Below are 21,124 nucleotides of genomic sequence, written 5' to 3' on the forward strand. Positions count from 1 at the left end.
CCTGCATCCAGCACATATAGATGCTGCAATGAGTTGATTATAAGGCTGCAAACAGTTTCCGGAATCCTATTTGGCAGGTTTTTCCGTAGCTTTGGCCTGCTGTTGCGGCTGTTTCTCCTCAATCGTATTGCAGGTTCCGTTGAAACGTGCCTGCGGTTCTATTTCCAGCTTGCAGGTATAGATATCCCCGTTGAGCAGGCAGCCCGACTTAAGTGTCAGCAGGTCCGCAATGTGTATATCTCCCTTGAGCGTGCCTTGCAACACTGCCGAATTGGAGGTTATATTTCCCCTCACTGTGCCTTGCGGACCTATCACCACCATCTTATGGCACGTCACGTCGCCTTCAATGACTCCATCCACCCGAAGGCTTCCTTCTACTTCAATCGTGCCCTTCAAAACCGTTCCTGTGGCTACGGTTGTCAGTTTTAAAGGTTCAGCCGTTGTAATAAAATCGGCTTCCTTGTTCTTCTTTGTCCCAAACATATGTGTGTTTATATAAAGTTATCGTTCTTTTCCGTCGGATTGGGCAAAAATACGCAAAAAAGAAGAACTTTCAAACATGAGGGAAAGAATTCCACTGCATTGCGGTTATAAACGCAGCTGGGCCCCCATTACCTGAGGACCCGGCCGTTTATGACTGACAGGAGAGACTAACCGTCCTGACAACTGTCTATCAATAATTCTCTTTCTTCACCTCGAAATAGGCTTGCGGATGCAGGCAAGCGGGACAAACCTCAGGAGCTTCCTTGCCAATCTCGATATAACCGCAGTTGCGGCACTGCCACACCACTTCGCCTTCTTTGGCAAAGACGGTCATATTCTCGATATTGCTGATGAAAGCGCGGTACCTCTCTTCGTGTCCCTTCTCCGCCACCATAATATGGCGGTACATGGCAGCTACCATCGGGAAACCTTCCTGTTCGGCCACTTCTGCGAAGTGAGGATAATCGTGCGACCACTCTTCATGTTCGCCTGCTGCGGCAGCGCGAAGATTCTCAAGCGTATTGCCAATCACGCCTGCGGGATAAGAGGCAGTGATTTCCACCGGACCGCCTTCGAGAAACTTGAACATACGTTTGGCGTGCTCCTTCTCCTGGTCGGCTGTTTCAGTAAAAATGGCGGAAATCTGTTCGTACCCTTCCTTCTTTGCCACGCTGGCAAAGTAGGTATAACGCATTCTTGCCTGTGATTCTCCTGCGAATGAAGTCAGCAGATTCTTTTCTGTCTGAGTTCCTTTGATGCTCTTAGTCATAATCTCTTTCTTATTTTTAATAAATGATTGTCAAATGTAACCTGTTTGTACTATAGAAACAAAAAACGGAGCGAATTGTTCAAAGCCGGCCTCTTTTTTTTCGCCCATACCCTTCCGAAAGCATCACCCAAACCCCGATTATCGGCAAATAATATGCTGAACAACATACTTTTTCCGATTATTTTCAGTAATTTTGCACCCCCTACGTTGCAGAAAAGAGGAATATCCAACAATAACAACTCATAAAAATGAAACTTTTTGAATTTAAACCCAAACTGGTTTCTTGCCTGAAGAACTATTCGAAAGAGACGTTCACGGCAGACCTCATGGCGGGTATCATCGTCGGCATCGTGGCGCTCCCGCTTGCCATCGCCTTCGGTATCGCCTCCGGAGTATCACCCGAAAAAGGTATCATCACCGCTATCATCGCCGGATTCATCATCTCCCTGGCGGGAGGCAGCAAAGTGCAAATCGGAGGGCCGACGGGAGCATTCATCGTCATCATCTACGGCATCATCCAGCAGTATGGCGAAGCCGGACTGATTGTAGCCACGCTCATGGCAGGCGTACTTCTTGTGTTATTAGGAGTATTCAAGCTCGGAGCAGTCATCAAATTCATCCCGTATCCCATCATTGTGGGATTTACGAGCGGTATCGCCGTCACCATTTTCACGACGCAGATTGCCGATATCTTCGGCCTGTCGTTCGGTGGCGAGAAAGTACCGGGCGACTTCATCGGCAAGTGGATGATTTACTTCCGCCATTTCGATACCGTCAACTGGTGGAATACCATTGTCAGCATTGCCAGCATCATCATCATTGCCGTCACTCCCAAGTTCTCGAAGAAGATTCCCGGTTCATTGATAGCGATTGTCGTTGTCACGGTTGCCGTGTATCTGATGAAGACTTTCGGTGGAATCGACTGCATCCAGACGATAGGCGACCGCTTCACTATCAACTCCGAGCTGCCCGAGGCCGTTGTGCCCGCCCTCAATTGGGAGGCCGTCAGAGAGCTGTTCCCGGTGGCTATCACCATCGCCGTATTGGGAGCCATCGAATCGTTGCTGTCGGCCGCCGTGGCAGATGGTGTGATTGGCGACCGCCACGACTCTAACACAGAGCTTATCGCACAGGGTATGGCAAATATCGTAACTCCGCTGTTCGGCGGTATCCCCGCTACCGGAGCCATCGCCCGCACCATGACCAACATCAACAACGGCGGAAAGACACCGATAGCCGGAATCATCCACGCAGTTGTCCTCCTGCTCATCCTGCTTTTCCTGATGCCGTTGGCACAATATATCCCGATGGCGTGCCTGGCCGGAGTACTGGTCATCGTATCTTACAATATGAGTGGCTGGCGGGTGTTCAAGGCTTTGCTGAAAAACCCGAAATCGGATGTCACCGTTCTGCTTATCACCTTCTTCCTCACGGTGATTTTCGATTTGACGGTTGCCATCGAAGTAGGACTGGTGATTGCCTGCGTGCTCTTTATGAAACGTGTCATGGAAACTACCGAAATCTCTGTCATCACGGACGAAATCGACCCGAACAAAGAATCGGACATTGCCGTACACGAAGAACATCTCCTTATCCCTAAAGGCGTAGAGGTGTACGAAATCAACGGCCCTTACTTCTTCGGCATCGCCACCAAATTTGAAGAAACGATGGCGCAATTGGGCGAACGCCCGAAAGTACGCATCATCCGTATGCGGAAAGTCCCGTTCATTGATTCTACGGGTATCCACAACCTGACCGTGCTTTGCGAAATGTCGCAGAAAGAAAAGACAACCGTCATCCTTTCGGGAGTAAACGCCAAAGTGCACCAGGTATTGGAGAAAGCCGGTTTCTACGAGCTATTGGGAGAAGAAAACATCTGCCCGAATATCAACGTAGCATTGGAGAGAGCGGAAAGCATCGTAAAATAACGCTTCGTATATAAATGACAACTCCCCACAGAACTCACAAGACTTCTGTGGGGAGTTTTTTATTGCTGTCCGATAAAACTTGCAAATACCAAAAACGTATGATTTGGTCATTGATTTCATAAAAGCTATTGGTATCCGGTAAAACTTTCAAGCCCTATTTGACTTTTTATTTTCCTCGGACAGCCGATACAATCACTAAAAAAGGGGACTTGTCAATGCATAAAATCACTCAGAATAGCCAGTTAAACATATTTACCGGACACCAATATAAAAGTACTCTCGCTCGCTTCTTTTCCCGAAGCCCGCTGCTATGCCTCTTTCGCTTTTTCCACGCTTTGTCTATCGTTCTCTATGGCTTTGCATACCGCTTCTTCGTCCGAGTAGTCCATGATTGACTTCCAACCTTGACTCGGTCATATCTCGAAGTGTTTCACCCAGGTATTAACTGATATATGGGTCATGTCGGTCTGGAGAGCAACTTGTTCCGAGGTCAGACTGGTGAATTTCAGAAGTACTGCACGACAGCGCATACGGTATGCGTGGCTCTTGCCTTAGCGAAAGCCCTCTTCTAATTGCAAACGTTGTTTGTCTGTCAGTTGTATAACTTTGATTTTTGCGATAGCTGTATGTCTTTATGGGTTTGCATAAAGATACGCAATTTTTTGATATAAACTAATTTTCAACATCTACTTATTAAAAAAGCGAATGAAGAAAACTGATACATTTACTACCCTTACCAAAAATACTTTAACTACCCGCGAAAACGTATTAATAGATTAACAAACACGTAATAATTTTGTTAAAAAAACATTCAATATAACAGTTGTTTAAAAAAAACACTATATCTTTGGTGCATACTTAAACTATAAAAATATGAAAAGGACAATTATTAAAATTATGTTTTTGGCTTTAATTGCCATTAGTGGTTACATTGGTATTCATAACTACCAATTAACAGATGAAAATCTACTAAATTTATGTCTTGATGAATGCGAAGCTTTGGCAGGTTGTGAAATTTATGATTCCAATCATAAACCCATTGCAACTTGTGAAGGTAGTGAAGGAGTTTGTTACAAAGTAACAGATTTTTTATATTGCGCAGGCAAGAAGGTAAATTAATTAAAATCACTTAATAATTCACGAGATATAAATCTCATGAATTATTAAGTGATTTATCATATTCTAAACTAATTCTATCATGCGATTAAATACTCCTATATTATTAATTGTTCTAAGCAGTATATTATGTTCCTGTTCAAAAAAAGCCCAAGATAACTTTGTTTCTGTCACCCTGGATAAAGAGAATCTTTCAAATGCTATTTTATTAAAAACAGACAGCGTATGGTATCCTATAGATAGTATTTATGCAAAGAAATTTTATATTTATGCCGATACTATTCTGATTGTTGAAAACCAAAAAGGAGCAGGAAATTTCCTAAACTTTTACAACATAAACACTCATAATCTCATAACAAAATTATTATCCTTTGGAGAAGGCCCTAAAGAGTTACTCTTTGCGCAAATGAATTATGATGGAAACTCAATGCGTGTTATGGACTATATCAACAGAAAATTATGCAATGTAAATATTGACAAAGTTTTGAAAGAAAAAGAATACGAACCGAATTTATTATCGCTTTCCAAAAACAATATAATCACAAGTTCTCCTGTGTCTTATGGTGACTCAATAATATATGTAAATCCATTCCATTACGTCAACAGCCAAGAAAATATCAATCAACAACCGCCACGGTTAATCGCATCGACCGATGAAAACCCAGAACCTACAATGCCTATGGACTTTGATTATATGACGTTTAATGTAGGGCAAGGATTTCTTGGAGAAAATACCCAATCGGGAAAAATATTCTTTGCATCCAACGAAGCCTCTTTCATCGAATTTTACAATTCGGATTTACAACTGATAAAAAAAGTACTTGGTCCGGTTTCTCTTCCGGAAGCAAGATTAAAAATAAGCAGTGAGGAGAGTGGCAAACGGGATGTCTGCTACAAAGGAATGATTCAACCCGAAGCCTACAGAGGATTTACATATTCCGGCGATAAAATACTTTTTCTGTACACAGGAAAAGAAGTACCATTAAACAACTCAAAAGAGTTTCAATCGTACATCTTATGTTTTGATTGGGAAGGTAACTTTCTGAAAAGTTATCTCGCTCCTAATAGAATCTATGCATTAAGTGCATCTGCAGAGCCTGATACTTTTTATGCAACAATCATGGACAAGGAAGAGAATCCTCAATTAGTTAAACTCACTCCTTTTCACTCTGATAATTGATATGCTTATAAAATTAATAAAAAAGAGCTGTTTCCTAATTTTATTATTATTACTTTGTAAATGTACAGAAAAAACATCTACTCCGAATAAAAATCTATATGCTCTACCTTTAGATAAAGGTACACTAAATTTAAAACCACTAAAAGAATACTCCAATAGTTTTAATGGCTATATATACATAATGAACTCAGAATGTTCAGAATGTATAGGTAACTTTATTTCCTTTGCTAAAAATTTAGATGCGTCTGGATATCGGGATAGTGTAATAGCTATAATTTCCATAGCTACTCAACCAATAGTTAACCATTATATAAAAAGATATGAATTCTACAAAAAAATTAATATCATATTATCTGAAAATGATAAAAAGAAATGGGGAATAAATTCAGTTGAGGAAGAAAATGGAATGGTTTATTATTTAAAAGATAATCAAATAGAAGCTATATATCAACACTTTCCTTCAAACTAATCATATTTACGTGAGTTCGGGATAAGAAAGTTCTTGTAAAAGTAGGTAATCATAGAACTATTTTGTAATTTTAAGTCTGACAAACAACAGGTTACGAAACAAACACCTATGATTACCGAGGATAAAGTTACAGAGATTTTTGTATTATAGATGAATTCTGCAAAAATTTTGATGCAGAAATGGACAAAAATCTTTTGAAAGGGCTTCCCTCGTCCGATGGAAAATGCCACAGGAACCGCAAAGGGCAGTTAACAGCGAGTGAGATTATGACCATCATCATTTATGTGAGTTCGGGATAAATACCCCACAAAGGAGAAGTTTTTTATCGGACAGCCGATACAATCACTAAAATAGGGGGCTTGTCAATGTATAAAATCACTCAGAATAGATAGTTAAATATTTACCAAACACTAATATTTTTTTTGATACTTTTCAATGACATCAATGCATTTGGCTAATCTCACCATCAATCACTTCCACTTCATTCCATTGATACATCTGTATTATGATGCGTAAAGTAATTGGATGCTTTTTCCTTCCACACCTATTTCCCCCTTAAAAAACAAACAGCAGAAACGGAGACAATGCTCCGAATCCACTGTTTGCTTTCTCAACCAATTCCTAAAAAAGATTCAAGAACGGCAGGATGTATCACGCATCAGAACGAATGCATCCTCAGTTCCTTATCAACCAATATTCCGTCTTTGAGGGTCAGTTCAAACTTCACTTTGCGTTTTGCTTTCAGTTTCAGCACAAAGAGGTCGGCAGAGCCGTTCAATGTCTCCTGCTTTCCGATGTTGACAAACGTAGGATAGAGCGACTTCACTCCGTTGGTGTGCAGACGGTCGTAGGTGAGGTTCTCCATCGCTTTCATGTTCAGAAGTTCCACGCCTGCGAACTCATAGTCGTTTTGGTCGTAGGGCAAAGCGAAGCTGAGTGCATTCACCGCTTTGAGGTCGTTGCCCTTCACGCGGATTTCAACGATTTCGTCCTTCTGATACAGGCGCTTCGGGGTGCTGATGGACAAGGAACCAGATACTTTCAACGTATCCTTTCTGCCGACACCGCCGTCGAGCTGTGTAGCTACTACGGATATGTCATAAGCATCTATCAGGCCGTTCATGTTGATATCGCCTTTGCTGATGTATCCTTCATAGTCGGAATCGCCACGACGCAAACCGGTATAGTTCATATAAGAAGTGAGGTCGTTGCGGTCTATCTTGCCGTCGTTGTTGATGTCGCCTTGCAGATAGCTGGCTGTGCCGGGCACTTTGAATACATAGAGTTCGCGTCCGGATGCGTAGTTGCCTACACCTTCCGTTATGTGGAGTTTGATGTAGCGGGCGGTAGGACGGTCGGCAAATTCAAATACCTTCACATCCCCGTTACGTTTCCAGTCGAATGCTCCGGCCTCCGTCCAGTGTTCTTTGTCCATGCTGTAGGCTACGGAACCTTTCAGCAGCGTACCGTTGCCGGCGTCGGTGCGGGGCAGGTAGTGGAACTTGTCGAGCTGGTTGACCGTCTTGAGGTCGATAACCAAATCGAGCGGAATGGCTTTAGCGCCGTATTTCGTGTGCCAGGTATCGCCCGACTCGGAGAAGTTGAACAGGCGGTTGACGCCGAATCCTCCCTGCGAAGGAGCTGTGGATTCGCCTTCAATACTGTGGATGGCAAATTCGAGCGGGTTTGCTTTTGTGGTTACGCGGATTTCGGACCAGTCGGAAACGCCGTCCTTGTTCACCGCACGTACCTGGAATGTATAAGGAGTCTCGGCTTCGAGCCCTTCAAACAGGAGATGGGTGTTACGAATAGTTGTATAACGCATTCCGTTGAATTGTATTTCGTAGAAATCGGCAGCAGGCACTTTGTCCCAAGTCGGTTTCAGTGTGTATGCTTCGCGGTTCTCTTCGGTAACTTGTGCATTTTGCGGTGCGGTCAGTGCGCCGGTGCTTACGCGGTGACGGTCAGCAGGTTCGAAGCGGAAACCCTCTACGGTCACTACAGTGCGATGGGTGGTGATGTCGGAAGCAGCCAGCCGCACACGGAGTTGCGGGTTCTTCGTGATGGTCACTTTCTCGAACTCGCTGCCTTTGGTTGCAAACTTGTTCAGGTTCGGAGCTTCTTCATACCAGAATACATTTTCGCCTTGCAGGAAGTCGGCGGCAGTGTTCACTTCCGTCAGTCTGACGCTCTTGCCGTTGACTTTTGCAGTGAGTTTCTTCGGTTTTTCGGTGACGTTGATGCGCAGTTCCGTCTTTTTATCCTTCACGAAGCCGTCGAAATTGCCGGCAGCAGGATGAAGGGTGACAGTAAGGCGGTGCTTCGGGGCGTTAACATCGGATTCTATCAGTGTAGACACGGATTTCTCCTGGCGATAGGCTTCCGTCGTGCCGTCGTCGTCGTACTCTACGGTGGCGGTATGGCGGTTCGGATAAAGCTCATAGATGCGGAGCGACGGGTCTATCTCGCCCACGTTGTTGTGGGGATGCGTCATGGGGATGATGGAGCCGCTCTTCACGAATACGGGCAACTTCCAAATGGGGGTGTCGAAGTTGTTGAGGATACAGTTGCCCTCATACTTCTCGCCGGTGAAGTAATCAATCCAAGTGCCTTCGGGCAGGTAGATACCGTCGCGGATATCATTGCCTTCGGCGTCTGCCTGAGTGTTCTGATAGATGGGTGCCACGAGGAAGTCGGTACCGTACATGAACTGATACTGTGTGGCGGTTCCGTGTGTATAATCGTTGGGATAATCGAGGAACATGGCGCGGATGAGCGGCATACCGTCTACGGCTTCTTTGGCAAAGCTGTAAGTATAGGGCATCAGTTCGGATTTCAGCTTGAGATACATCCGGTTGATGGATGTAGCCGGTTCGCCCAAAGCGTGGGGATACTTCTCGTTGGCTCCCCAGCCATCCATGTTCAACTGCATGGGGGTAAACGTCTTCCATTGGAAATCGCGGATATTGACCGTTGCATTCTTTCCGCCGAAGATTCCGTCCATATCGGAACAGATGTTAGGCTGTCCGGAAAGTCCAGAACCGATGTAAGTAGGTATATGGAAACGGATGTATTCCCACACGCCGCCTGTCTGGTCGCCCGACCATATTCCGGCATAGCGTTGCGTGCCTGCCCAGCCGTCGAGCGAGATGATAAAGGGGCGTGCATCGCCGCCGTAGTAGGGCATGATGTGTCCTACGTCGGCCACACCGTTCAGCCCGAAGGAGTATCCGGCTCCCACCCAGGCTACGTCGGTTTTGAGCACACGTACGCCTGCGTCGCGCACTTCCTTCACGATGTCGCGTTGCAGCAAAGCGCTTACGCCTTCCTTCGGATGGAGGTCCGACTGTGTCCAAAGCCCGATTTCAACACCGTTCTGACGGGCATAGTCGCCGAGGCTTTTCAGGTTGGCGATGTTGCCGTCGAGCGTTTCGGTCTGTCCATATCCTGCGCCGTAACCGTCGTTGGGAAGCAGCCAGCCGAGAGGCATATCGTGGTTCTTATAGCGGTCGATAACGGCGCGGGCCGAGAACTGGTAGTTTCCTTTCTCGCCGTTGAGCGACTCTTTGATTCCGCCATTGTCTTTCTGGCTCTCCTTGTAGCGTTTTCCGTCTTCGAAGAGGATACCTTTTTCGTCCTCCTTCCAATAGTCGCGGTTGTAGGCGTTGAGGTGTCCTTCGTAGAAACCGAACTTAGGCAGGAGCACAGGGTTTCCGGTAAGTTGGTAGAAGTCGTTCAGCAGGGCGACGGCGCCGTCGTTAATCATATAAAAGAGGTCGAGGTAAGAAGAATTGTGAGATAGTTTCACTACGTTTTTTTCGGTTGCGCCAAAGTCGTATTGCCCTTTCTTGAAGGTGTACCACATCACCCCGTAGCCTTTTGTCGACCAGTAGAATGGGGTGGGAGAAGCGACTCCGCCGTCGGTCCAACTGTTCTGGTTTTCGATGGCGATGGCTTTTCCTTTGTGAGAGAAGCGTCCGTTCTGTACGCCTCCGCCGTAGAAGTATTCGTCCGGCTGTTCGCGCAGGCTAACGCTCACTTCCTTCGGGGTAAAGTTCACCGGAGCAATCTGTTCGATGACACAAGCGTTAGTCTGGAGGTTGAATACTTTCATCAGCGAGGTCTGCTTGTCGAACTCGACCCGTACTTCGGCCGTGGTGAGGACGATGCGGCCCTCTTTTTCGTCCAACGTGAGGGAGGAGAGCTTGCGGCGTGGCTGGTCGACAAGTATTTGTGCTTCAGGTTTTGCTTCGGGATCGCGGATAATGCCGCCGGAGTTGTCTTGGAAAACACGGAAGATGTTCTCTCCGTAGAAGTCGATGGTCATTCGCCGGTTGTTTGCCAGCAGCAAGTCGACTGTGGTCGGGTTTACCCGCTCCGCCCGAAGGATGCCTGGAGAAGCGGACTCCTGTGCGGAAAGGAACGGCACAGGGAGTAATGACAATACTAACAATGCGATAAACTTGAGATACCGCGAGGAAATGAAACGATTGTTTTTCATGCTTTATTTATTTATTTGAAAATTAGATACTAAGATTGATTTGTCGCAATACTAATGATAAATACACGCAAATACCCTGCTACCCTAATTTTATAGCTGTTTTTTATATATTCTTTATTCTTATTGCTTTTTTTACATATTTTCCAACGTTGAAACCCGTGTTTGAAATCTTCCCCAAAAGTAAGGTTTTATTTCATGCAATCCCAATGGTAGCCTGGAAAATTTCATCCGTCTCCTCACTTTTATATCCTACCGATGCAGGTTGCAAGAGATATAAAATGTGCCATTCTCCTCATAAAAAACATAATTTAACTGTGTGTATTTCGTCCTCTGCGTGTCTTGCTTATAGAAAGCATTCAAAAACATATCAACAGTACAATGAACAATACCCTCAAAATAATAAAGAGTTTCGTTGCCATCCTGGCAAGCCACGAACTTAAAGTCAAATTCTGGAACTGGCTGGTAGCCCCTTCCATGCAAAAGGAAAAAGAAGAGGCCCTGTTGCATCTGTGGGATACACAGCAGTTTAAGGCAGACAAAAGCACCTACGAATCGCTTCGTAAGTTTAAAGACAGCATCCACGCCAACAAGCCACACAGAAGCCTGTCCATTCGCCGGCAAATGATGCGCATAGCCGCCATACTGCTACTTCCTTTACTGGGAATGGCAACGGCCTACTACTATTTAAACACAAGAACCGCAGCGATTGAAATCCTGGAATGCATTGCCCCAGAAGGAGAGACAAAAGAGGTGATTCTGCCGGACGGCTCCGGAGTGACATTAAATTCGGGCACCGTATTAGTATATCCCTCCGAGTTCACCGCCGCGACAAGAACCGTCTACCTGTCGGGAGAAGGCTACTTCAACGTCACCAAAAAGTCACACCACCCGTTCGTTGTGAAAACCCAGCATCTCAATGTACAAGTACTGGGAACCAGCTTCAACCTCCAGGCCTATCCACTGAACTCCAAAACAACGACCACCCTCCTCACAGGCTCCGTAAAAGTGGAAAAGACAACCAATCCCGGCCAATCCGTCACCTTAACCCCCAACCAGCAGTTGAACTACGACAATTATACAGGAGAATTCAACACGAAAGATATTGACGCAACACTCTACTGCGAATGGACGAAAGGAAGGCTGAACTTCATCACCGTCCCTCTGAAAGAAATTTTCAGAACCCTGGAAAGAACCTATGCAGTCACCTTCCAGGTATCGTCCGGCCTGTTGCAGTCCGACTTGTACACCACCGACCTGTACACCATCAAGTTCGACCAAAGAGACGAGATAACCAACGTCATGAACATCGTGACCAAAACCGTAGGAAGCATCACCTACAAACAGAAAGACAAACAGACCATCGTGGTCTATCCCATTAAAAAAGAAAGGAGGTAAACATACAAAAAAGGGAACCAAAAAGTAAGTGGCATTATTTCCGATTCCCCAAATCAATTTACAACAACTACATTTTTTAAGACCTTAAAAAGAGTATCAATTGATTAATACACAAAATTATGAAATTTAAAATAAAACTCAAGAGTAATGCTCCCGTAAAAATCTATAAAACAATAGGGTTATTGTTGGCTTTATGTTTTTATAACAATCTTTACGGACAAAACCAAGTAATAACCGTCTACGGAAACAACCAGACGCTCATTAAAATCTTTGAACAGATAGAACGGCAGACATCCTTAAGCATCTCCTACAACGAGACCAAACTCGACGTGAAGCGGAAGATAAAAGAGAACTACATAAACCAACCTCTCTCCTTTATCATGGACAGCCTGTTGAAAAACACCGGCAATGCATGGCAGATAGAACAAAGACACCTCATCATCAGCCCCATTGTGCAAGACAAAAAACAAGAGACCTCCCCATCTTCTCCAAAGAAAAGAATAACCGGCAAGGTGAGCGGGCAGACGGGCGAGCCGCTTATCGGGGCAAATATCACCGTGGCAGACTATCCCAACTTGGCCACCATCACCGATATAGAAGGAAACTTCGCGCTGGAAATACCGGAGCATTCCACCCTCAACGTTTCATACTTAGGCTATCTGGCGCAGAAAATTAAAGTGACCGACAAAAACCACCTGAACGTCGTACTGGCAGAAGACTCACAAACCTTAAACGAAATAGTGGTGGTAGGCTACGGTTCTCAAAAGAAAGCCAACCTGACAGGCTCCATCGCAACCGTGAAGATGGACGACATCGCATCCAACCGGCCGCTCCTCAACGTCTCAGACGCCTTGCAGGGAGTCGTACCCGGATTAATGGTGTCGAGCAATGGGAACGACCCGGGCAATTCCAAGAAGTTTCAGATTCGCGGAGCCTATTCCGTCGGTATCAAGAACGACGACGGAACCTATGGCAATACCATCAGCCCGCTCATCCTGATAGACAACGTAGAGGGCAACATCGATATGCTGAATCCCGAAGACATCGAATCGGTCACTGTGCTGAAAGATGCCGCCTCGGCTGCCATCTACGGCGCACGTGCGGCAGGCGGAGTTATCCTCATCACCACCAAACAGGCCAAATCGGGCACGGCTTTCCAACTGAATTACAACAATAACATCGGCTTCTCACGCGCCATCAACCTCCCGCGGCAGGCACCGCTCATGGATTACCTGAAAGCCTACTCCGACGCCGCCGGAGATGAATTCTGGACCGGAAGGGCAAGTGTAAGCAAATGGATGCAATATTTGAGCGAATACCAGAAAGACCCCTCGTCAATCTCCACTGTGGGCGACGGAATTTTCAAAGACTCGGACGGGGCACTGTATTACCTGAATGAAAAAGACCTGATAAAAAATATGTTGGACAACGGCTTCCAGATGACGCACAACCTATCCGCAAGCGGAGGAACCGACAAACTGCGCTACCGCCTTTCGGGTTCCTACGTAACGAGCGACGGAGTGCTCATTACGGACAAGGATAAATATAAAAGATTGAACATCAATGCCTTCATATCGGCCGATATCACCAAATGGTTCACACAAGAAGCCAACATCAGTTATGCACACAGCCACAAGAGCCTGCCCGAATCAACCCTCTTCGAAGGATTCTACTCCTTACGGTTAGCTTCCTTTTATCCGGAAGGGAATATGCCCAAAGAGATATCGGGAGCATCCCAAGACTTGCCCCTTTTCACCCCGCGCAACCAGATACTATGGGCCAACTCCTCCAAAACTCTCAATGATAATCCGAGAATATTCCTGAAGTCAATCATAAAGCCCTTTAAAGGGTTCGAAGCCGTTTTCGAATATACATTCGACAAACACATCTACGATTATCACTGGTACACCGGCAGCACCACCTATGCTACCATCGAATCGGGCAACAACATCACACCGGCCAAAGGCGAAGATTACCTGAGGAAGAAGAAGCAATATACCGACTACAACTCATTCAACATCTACGGAACATACAACCTGGACATCGGAAACCATAAACTGAAATTCATGGCAGGATTCAACCAAGAATCCAGTTATCTGGAGCTGCTGGATGTTTACTCCTATGGCCAGGCAGCCGTCGAAGTGCCCGCAATGGGTTCGGGAACCTCAACCATAAAAGCCACCGACTCTTACAGCGAATATGCCATACGGGGAGGTTACTTCCGGGCAAACTACAGCTACCTCGACAAATACCTGCTGGAAATAAACGGACGGTACGACGGTTCTTCCAAATTCCCCAAAAACTCCCGTTTCAGTTTCAACCCCTCCATCTCCGGAGGATGGCAGATTGCCGAAGAAAAATTCATGGAGCCTGCCCGAAACTGGCTCGACGGACTGAAACTACGTGCTTCCTACGGCGTCATCGGAAACCAGAACGTGCCGCCCTACGCATTTATCCCCACGATGGATGTCAACAACAAGTTTTCGGGATGGTTGGCAAACGGCACTTACGTCACCGCCGTCACTACCCTGCCTGCCCTTGTCAGCAGTAGCTTTACCTGGGAGAAAGTGCATAATCTGGACCTCGGCCTGGACGTTACTTTATTCCAAAACCGCCTGAACGCAACGTTAGGCTGGTATCAGCGCCAAACCTTAGGTATGCTTGCTCCGGGCATCGATTTACCCGCCATCGTAGGAGCCAGCGCCCCTTACCAAAACACTGCCGATATGCGCACAAGAGGCTGGGAAGCGGCACTCAACTGGAGAGACCGCATCGGAAAAGTATCTTACTCCATCGGATTCAACCTAACCGACAATCAGTCGGAAATAACAAAGTACGACGCCAATACATCCAAGATACTGACCGATAGCAACGGCAGGGCACTGTTTTACAAAGGGCAGCAATTAGGAGAAATATGGGGATACGTAGCCGACGGATTCTATACGGTGAACGATTTTGAAAGCACTTCCACTTGGAAACTGAACGACGGTATCGCCCGATTAGACGGATACAACCCGCGTCCGGGCGATCTCAAATTCAAGAATTTACGGGACGACGAGCGGGGAAACAACGTCATCTCATCGGGCGACAATACTGCCGACAACCCGGGCGACCGGAAAATCATCGGCAACAACACTCCGCGCTATCTGTATGGTATAAACCTGGGAGGAAGCTATGCCGGATTCGATTTGAACATCTTTATGCAGGGTACAGGCAAACGGGATACGTGGATTAGCAATGTATTGGTCTTTCCCCTTTACAATGATTTCAAATTCATCCCGCTCTACGAAGGTTTGAACGACTACTGGCAACCCATAGACGCAGCCAACAATAACTATGAGGCCGTAAATCCCAACGCCAAATACCCGCGCATTTACGAAAACTATGGAAACAGTGCCTCCAATTACCGCCAATCGGACAAATACCTGATGAATGCCTCGTATTTCAGAATAAAGAACGTCACTTTATCATATACAGTGCCCAAGCGCTGGATAAATAGCATCTCGCTCAAGCAGTTGAAAGGCTTCGTGAGTGTCGAAAACCTGGCTACCTTCTCCTCGCTGCCCAAAGGAATCGACCCCGAAACACTGATATGGAAATATCCCGCGTTCAGAACCGTGTCATTTGGTATCAACCTTACACTCTAACCATTCATTCGATGACATTATGAAAAATATATTTATATACACAGCTATTTTATCAGGGCTTATCTTTTCAGGATGCAACGACAGTTTCCTCGACAGATACCCCAAGACAAGCCTTACGGAGCAAAACGCTTTCACGTCGTACGACAACTTCAAAACTTTCATGTGGCCCTGTTACAACATATTCACCAACAATACTATCGGTACCTCGGTAGGCCACAGAGGCCAGGAGTCTCACTATCTGGGCGATGTATATGCAGGATATCTCGAAAACAAGAATGTGAACGGGTTCAATAAATATGCCTTCCAGACGGTAGGCAGCGTGGCTTTGGGCAATGGTTGGGATTTCTCCGCCTTTATCCGCCGTACGAACCTGATGCTGTCGCACATCGACGACTCAACGATGTCGCCCGAAGAGAAAGACCATTGGAAGGCAGTCGGCTACTTTTTCCATTCCTACTGGTATATGGAGCTGATAGACCGGTTTGGAGACGTTCCCTGGGTAGACAAGCTATTGAATGAAAACTCGGAAGAGTTGCAAGGCAAGCGGGAGCCCAGAAAAACAGTGGCCGACAAAGTACTCGAACGGCTGAAGTGGGCCGAAGAGCATATCGGGGATTTCAGTGCCAAAGATGGCCCCAACACCATCAGCCAAGACTGCATCAGAGCGGCCTTGTCGCGCTTTGCCCTGCGCGAAGCCACATGGCGCAAATATCACGAGATGGGCGACTACGACGCATACCTCGACGAATGCATCCGCGTCTCCGCCCTCTTGATGGACGACTATCCTACGCTGTACGAAGGCACCGACGGCCAACCCGCAGCAGGATATGGCGAAATGTGGACAACGGAAGACCTCGGCAAAGTTCCGGGAATCATCTTGTACAAAGAGTATGCGCCCAATATTAACGCCACACAACTCAATTATTACGAGCATACCTCGGCGCATTGGGTGGAGATGAACCAGGCAACGGTCGACCTCTATCTGATGAAAAACGGAAAACCCATCACGAATGGCGACTCCGAATACGAAGGCGACCGAGATATGTACTCGACTTTCCGCAACAGAGACCCTCGTCTCTACCATACGGTCATCCCGCCCTACAAAATCAAAGAGGGCAAAGGAGAGTATCCGACATGGTCGTACACGGGCAACCTTGCCGACCGGGAATACATCGACATCATGGGAGCTAACACCACTTGCAGCAATCCCGGAGTAGGTATGAAACGCCTGCCGGCACAGAACTGGTCGGCCTCAATCGTACCCGAAATTCCCCGCTTAGGAACAGGCTCGTTCATTTCCTGCCGTTCGGGCTACTATGTATGGAAGAACTACGACAGTTGGGAAAACAACCCGGCACTGAACACCGCCGACAAGCCCATTTTCAAGATAGAAGAAGTATTGCTGAACTATGCCGAAGCAATGTGGGAAAAAGGCGAATTTGACCAGACTGTAGCGAATCAGACAATCAACAAACTGCGCAAACGGGCAGGAGTAGCCGAAATGCAAGTAGATGAGATAGACGGGAATTTCGATACGGAACGGGGAAAATACTATCCGAAAGGAAATACGGAAGGCGTGAAGGTGGACCCTGTGCTATGGGAAATCCGCAGAGAGCGTATCGTCGAGTTGATGGGCGAGGGCTTCGGTTTTTACGACGTGCGGCGTTGGCGGATGGCTCCCTGGTTTATCAACAAGACTGCCAAAGGGTTGTGGATGAAGAAAGCCGACCTGCCTGCCGACATGAAACTTTTGAACGAGGAGACAGGAACGGCCGACCCGTCCGGCACAATGACCGAAGGGTATGTATTTCTGTTCAACAACCCTATCGTAGAGGGGAAGGGCTGGCTGGATAAATATTATCTTTACCAAATACCTACCAACGAAATCCTGCTCAATCCCAATCTGGCTCCCAACAATCCCGGTTGGGATTAAGCGCATCGCCGGTGACGCATTCATTTTTTAATGCTTATAATATAACAATGAAAACAACAAATCTATTAATCGGACTATCAACATTCGCGCTGGCTACCCATGTACAAGCGAAAAAGGACAATCCCCCCAACATCATCTACATCATTATGGATGATTTGGGCTATGGCGACATAGGATGTTACGGACAGGAAAAAATCGAAACGCCCAATATCGACCTGCTGTATCAAAACGGGATGCACTTCACCCAGCATTACAGCGGTTCGCCGGTGTCTGCCCCCGCACGCTGTGTACTGATGACGGGTATGCACTCCGGACACGCGCAGATACGTGCCAACGACGAGATGGTCTCCCGGGGCAGTGTCAGCAATTGCGATTCGATGTACGTGCACCCTTATCTGGAAGGGCAGTTCCCGCTCAAGCACAACACCATGACCTTAGGACGCATGATGCAAAGCGCCGGCTACAAAACCGGATGTTTCGGCAAATGGGGACTGGGATATCCGGGGTCGGACGGAACGCCCAACAAACAGGGTTTCGACAGCTTCTACGGGTATAACTGCCAGCGCCAGGCGCACAATTACTACCCCGCCTTCCTCTATAAGAACGAAAACAGAGTCTACCTCGACAACCCGGTGATAGACCCGCATTCCTGCAAGCTGACTTCCGATGCCGACCCCCGGGATGCAGGCAATTACGCTCGGTTTACACAGAAAGAGTATGCCAACGACCTGATTTTCGACGAACTGATTACGTTTGTCGACGAGAACAGGAAAGCACCGTTCTTTCTGATGTGGACTACTCCGCTACCGCACGTCTCCCTGCAGGCTCCCGAACGTTGGGTAGAGTACTACGTGAAGAAGTTCGGCGACGAAAAACCCTACACAGGAACAGCCGGATACCTGCCTTGCAGGTATCCGCACGCAACGTATGCGGCAATGATAAGCTATTTCGACGAGCAAATAGGCAAGTTGGTTGAAAAGCTGAAAGCAGAGGGGATATACGACAACACCCTTATCATGTTTACTTCCGACAACGGCCCCACATTCAACGGCGGTTCGGATTCACCGTGGTTCAACAGTGGCGGCCCGTTCAAATCTCAATACGGATGGGGAAAGAACTTCGTGCACGAAGGCGGGATACGCGTACCTGCCATTGTCTGCTGGCCGGGCAAAATCAAACCGGGAACCGCTACGGACCACATCTCGGGCTTTCAGGATATGATGCCTACGCTGGCGGAGATAGCAAAGATTCCGTGCCCGCCGACCGATGGAATCAGTTTCCTGCCCACCCTCTTAGGAGAGCGGAAGAAGCAAAAGCAACACGAATATCTCTATTGGGAGTATCCGGACCCGTCGGTAGGCTCAAAAGCCATCCGTATGGGAAAATGGAAAGGAATCATCGACAACATCCGGAAAGGCAATGACAAAATGAAACTTTACAACCTGGAAACAGACCTCAAAGAAGAAAATGACATTGCACATCAACATCCCGATATCGTGATGAAACTGGCAGAGTTAATCAAACAGGCTCATACGGAGCCGGAAAACCCGAAATTCAGGTTCTAAACCGAAAACTTATAATACATCCATATCATGAAAATAAGTTCTCTCACCAAACTCGTTTTAATCGCAGGATTCTTTCTTGCCGCGAATCTTGTTTCAGCCAAGACGCTGGACAGCAGATTCCAAATCCTGCCACTTCCCCAAAAGATAGAAATCATCTCCGAAAACGGCCTGAAAGGAAGCGAGCTTTCCTTCATCACCGCAGAAGGGGATTTCGCCCTGCCGGTGCTTGGAACGCTGACCGACTGCCTGCCCCGGCACAAGAGCTCCGGAAAAGGAATTGTGCTGCGTCTGACAACCGACGGAACCCCCGAATCCGAAGAAGGCTACCTGTTGGAAGTGGGAAAGAAAGAGGTCGTCATTTCGGCCCGGACAGCAGCCGGTCTCTTCTATGGCTGCCAGACGTTGGAACAACTGATGGAGGACAGCCGCGACTTCAATCTGACAATCCCTCAAATGAAAATAACGGATTATCCGCAGATTGACTACCGTGCAGTCCACTTCGACAACAAACATCACCTCGACCGAACCGAATATTATTATCGTACGATAGACAAACTGGCACGGTACAAGATAAACGCCGTCATATGGGAGATAGACGACAAATTACGTTTCAGCCGACATCCGGAAATAGGCGCTCCCAATGCACTGAGCAAGCAGGAGGTGAGGGCAATCAGCCGGTATGCCAAAGAGAGGAACATCGAAATTACTCCCTTAGTGCAAGGACTGGGCCACGCAGGATACATTCTGAAACATCACTGGGAACTGCGTGAGAATCCGGCAAGCGACTGGGAGTTCTGCCCGTCGGACCCCCGCACGTACGACCTGCAATTTGATTTGTACAAAGACGCGCTCGAAGCCATGCCCGACGGCAAATACCTGCATATCGGGGGCGACGAAATCACCGCCATCGGTATCGACGAACGCTGCAAGGCAACAGGAAAGAGTGCGTTCGAATTGCAAATGGAATGGTTGAAGAAGGTGTGCGACTTTGCTGTGGCACACGGCAAGACACCCATCTTTTGGGACGATATGCCCATTAAATATGCAGGGCTGTGGCAAGTGGTGAACAACTCCGACCTCACCGACAAAGAGGTCAGGAAACGGTGGAATACCGAAAAATTAGACAAAGCCATTGAGATGTTTCCCAAAAACTGCATCTATATGCGATGGCGGTATGAAGACCCCACTACACCAGCACACCGCCTGCTGTTGGAATGGTATCAGAAGACAGGGCTCCAAGTGATGGCGGCAACCGCCGCAGCCACAGGCAATTCCTGTTTCATGCCCAGAAAGAATTCGAGGGCGCAATACATAAAAGACTTCAGCACCTTAGTGGCGGAAAACCGGCTTTGCGGTATATTGGCCACTGCATGGGACGACGGTTCGCCACACCTGGAAACAATCATGCGGGGCTATATAGCGCAGGGAGAATACGGATGGAACTATCACGGCAGAAATGTGGAAGCGTTCATAACGGCACACGGACAGAGAGAGTTTGCCTTATCGCGCAAGCATATGGAGTTCTTAAAAGAGCTGGAACAGTCGGCTTTCTTCTTTGACAAAGCCTTGATTACATCGGGCTCGCGAAATCCGGCCTGGGGGGTAAAAAAGACATTTACCCTGCTGGAACTGCCCGACGCCGGCAAGCCGGGCGAATGGTGCACGAAATATGCGGAGAAAATCCGTGAAGCGGCGGCCGAAAACGAGAGGTATCAAAACATTGAAACCGGAATCAAAGAGGCCCTGGCCGCTTCACGAAGAAACAGATATACGCTGGAAGTATATCGGCAGACGAATCATCTCTTCCATTATCCCGCACAAGTCATCCTGGGCCTCGAAGCATACGACAAGGCGGCTACGGACGAAGCGCGCAAACAGGCTTTCGGCGAACTTGAAAGCATATGCCAAGACTTCACCCGGATGCGGTCGGAACTGGAAAACGTGTACTCACAGACACGATTCATGCAAAATGCCGCCGGATACATAGCCGACCACAACCACCACAACCATCTGGCAGCACTGACGGACAACAGCGACTGGTGGTTTCTCTATGAATTGCCCATGACGCAGAAAGTGAAAAAATGGTTGGACTCACTAAAACCATAGTAAACTGAATGAACCGGGGACGGTACTTTCAC

General features: G+C 47.3%; 12 protein-coding genes and 1 pseudogene. 10 read left to right on the forward strand and 3 right to left on the reverse strand.

What is annotated here, in order from left to right; translation table 11 throughout:
- Positions 1-66: 66 nt before the first annotated feature.
- Complete coding sequence (locus QZ331_RS00315; protein WP_294626945.1) at positions 67-483, reverse strand: polymer-forming cytoskeletal protein; 417 nt, start codon at positions 481-483, stop codon at positions 67-69.
- Between the two features lie 190 nt (positions 484-673).
- Positions 674-1,252, reverse strand: a complete 579-nt coding sequence (gene rbr, locus QZ331_RS00320) for a rubrerythrin (protein WP_294626947.1) — start codon at positions 1,250-1,252, stop codon at positions 674-676.
- A 248-nt stretch (positions 1,253-1,500) separates the two neighbouring features.
- Here rbr and sulP point away from each other — a divergent pair, with 248 nt between their 5' ends.
- From sulP to QZ331_RS00345, 5 genes and pseudogenes are all read left to right on the forward strand, one after another.
- Positions 1,501-3,180, forward strand: a complete 1,680-nt coding sequence (gene sulP / locus QZ331_RS00325; protein WP_294626949.1) for a sulfate permease — start codon at positions 1,501-1,503, stop codon at positions 3,178-3,180.
- Between the two features lie 873 nt (positions 3,181-4,053).
- Positions 4,054-4,299, forward strand: a complete 246-nt coding sequence (locus tag QZ331_RS00330) for a hypothetical protein (RefSeq protein ID WP_294626951.1) — start codon at positions 4,054-4,056, stop codon at positions 4,297-4,299.
- A 79-nt stretch (positions 4,300-4,378) separates the two neighbouring features.
- Entirely contained in the window at positions 4,379-5,476 is a 1,098-nt protein-coding gene (locus QZ331_RS00335; protein WP_294626953.1) for a BF3164 family lipoprotein, read from the forward strand.
- A 1-nt stretch (position 5,477) separates the two neighbouring features.
- Positions 5,478-5,945, forward strand: coding sequence for a hypothetical protein (locus QZ331_RS00340; protein ID WP_294626955.1), 468 nt, complete (start codon positions 5,478-5,480; stop codon positions 5,943-5,945).
- A gap of 108 nt (positions 5,946-6,053) precedes the next feature.
- Positions 6,054-6,226, forward strand: a pseudogene (locus QZ331_RS00345) (IS982 family transposase); the annotation flags it as partial.
- Positions 6,227-6,603: 377 nt separating this feature from the next.
- On the opposite strand, the gene QZ331_RS00350 reads toward QZ331_RS00345, so the two are convergent.
- Positions 6,604-10,446, reverse strand: a complete 3,843-nt coding sequence (locus tag QZ331_RS00350) for a TIM-barrel domain-containing protein (protein WP_294626957.1) — start codon at positions 10,444-10,446, stop codon at positions 6,604-6,606.
- Between the two features lie 378 nt (positions 10,447-10,824).
- Between QZ331_RS00350 and QZ331_RS00355 the strand changes: the two genes are divergently transcribed.
- From QZ331_RS00355 to QZ331_RS00375, 5 genes are all read left to right on the forward strand, one after another.
- Positions 10,825-11,841 (forward strand): FecR family protein, encoded by a 1,017-nt coding sequence (locus QZ331_RS00355; protein ID WP_294626959.1) that lies wholly within the window; start codon positions 10,825-10,827, stop codon positions 11,839-11,841.
- 119 nt (positions 11,842-11,960) lie between these two features.
- On the forward strand, positions 11,961-15,488 hold the full coding sequence (locus QZ331_RS00360; RefSeq protein WP_294626960.1) for a TonB-dependent receptor: 3,528 nt from the start codon (positions 11,961-11,963) through the stop codon (positions 15,486-15,488).
- 19 nt (positions 15,489-15,507) lie between these two features.
- On the forward strand, positions 15,508-17,421 hold the full coding sequence (locus QZ331_RS00365; RefSeq protein WP_294626962.1) for a RagB/SusD family nutrient uptake outer membrane protein: 1,914 nt from the start codon (positions 15,508-15,510) through the stop codon (positions 17,419-17,421).
- A gap of 47 nt (positions 17,422-17,468) precedes the next feature.
- Positions 17,469-18,986: an arylsulfatase gene (locus tag QZ331_RS00370; protein WP_294626964.1), complete on the forward strand. Its 1,518-nt coding sequence runs from the start codon at positions 17,469-17,471 to the stop codon at positions 18,984-18,986.
- Between the two features lie 27 nt (positions 18,987-19,013).
- Entirely contained in the window at positions 19,014-21,092 is a 2,079-nt protein-coding gene (locus tag QZ331_RS00375; RefSeq protein ID WP_294626966.1) for a family 20 glycosylhydrolase, read from the forward strand.
- Positions 21,093-21,124 lie beyond the last annotated feature (32 nt).

It is taken from the genome of uncultured Bacteroides sp. (genome assembly GCF_910586915.1).
Classification (GTDB): Bacteria; Bacteroidota; Bacteroidia; order Bacteroidales; family Bacteroidaceae; genus Bacteroides.

Excerpts from the sequence above, each read along its gene's own strand:
- rbr (WP_294626947.1), bottom strand. The coding sequence starts at position 1,252 with ATGACTAAGAGCATCAAAGGAACTCAGACAGAAAAGAATCTGCTGACT.
- QZ331_RS00365 (WP_294626962.1), top strand. The coding sequence starts at position 15,508 with ATGAAAAATATATTTATATACACAGCTATTTTATCAGGGCTTATCTTT.
- QZ331_RS00360 (WP_294626960.1), top strand. The coding sequence starts at position 11,961 with ATGAAATTTAAAATAAAACTCAAGAGTAATGCTCCCGTAAAAATCTAT.
- sulP (WP_294626949.1), top strand. The coding sequence starts at position 1,501 with ATGAAACTTTTTGAATTTAAACCCAAACTGGTTTCTTGCCTGAAGAAC.
- QZ331_RS00340 (WP_294626955.1), top strand. The coding sequence starts at position 5,478 with ATGCTTATAAAATTAATAAAAAAGAGCTGTTTCCTAATTTTATTATTA.
- QZ331_RS00330 (WP_294626951.1), top strand. The coding sequence starts at position 4,054 with ATGAAAAGGACAATTATTAAAATTATGTTTTTGGCTTTAATTGCCATT.
- QZ331_RS00355 (WP_294626959.1), top strand. The coding sequence starts at position 10,825 with ATGAACAATACCCTCAAAATAATAAAGAGTTTCGTTGCCATCCTGGCA.
- QZ331_RS00375 (WP_294626966.1), top strand. The coding sequence starts at position 19,014 with ATGAAAATAAGTTCTCTCACCAAACTCGTTTTAATCGCAGGATTCTTT.
- QZ331_RS00335 (WP_294626953.1), top strand. The coding sequence starts at position 4,379 with ATGCGATTAAATACTCCTATATTATTAATTGTTCTAAGCAGTATATTA.
- QZ331_RS00350 (WP_294626957.1), bottom strand. The coding sequence starts at position 10,446 with ATGAAAAACAATCGTTTCATTTCCTCGCGGTATCTCAAGTTTATCGCA.
- QZ331_RS00315 (WP_294626945.1), bottom strand. The coding sequence starts at position 483 with ATGTTTGGGACAAAGAAGAACAAGGAAGCCGATTTTATTACAACGGCT.
- QZ331_RS00370 (WP_294626964.1), top strand. The coding sequence starts at position 17,469 with ATGAAAACAACAAATCTATTAATCGGACTATCAACATTCGCGCTGGCT.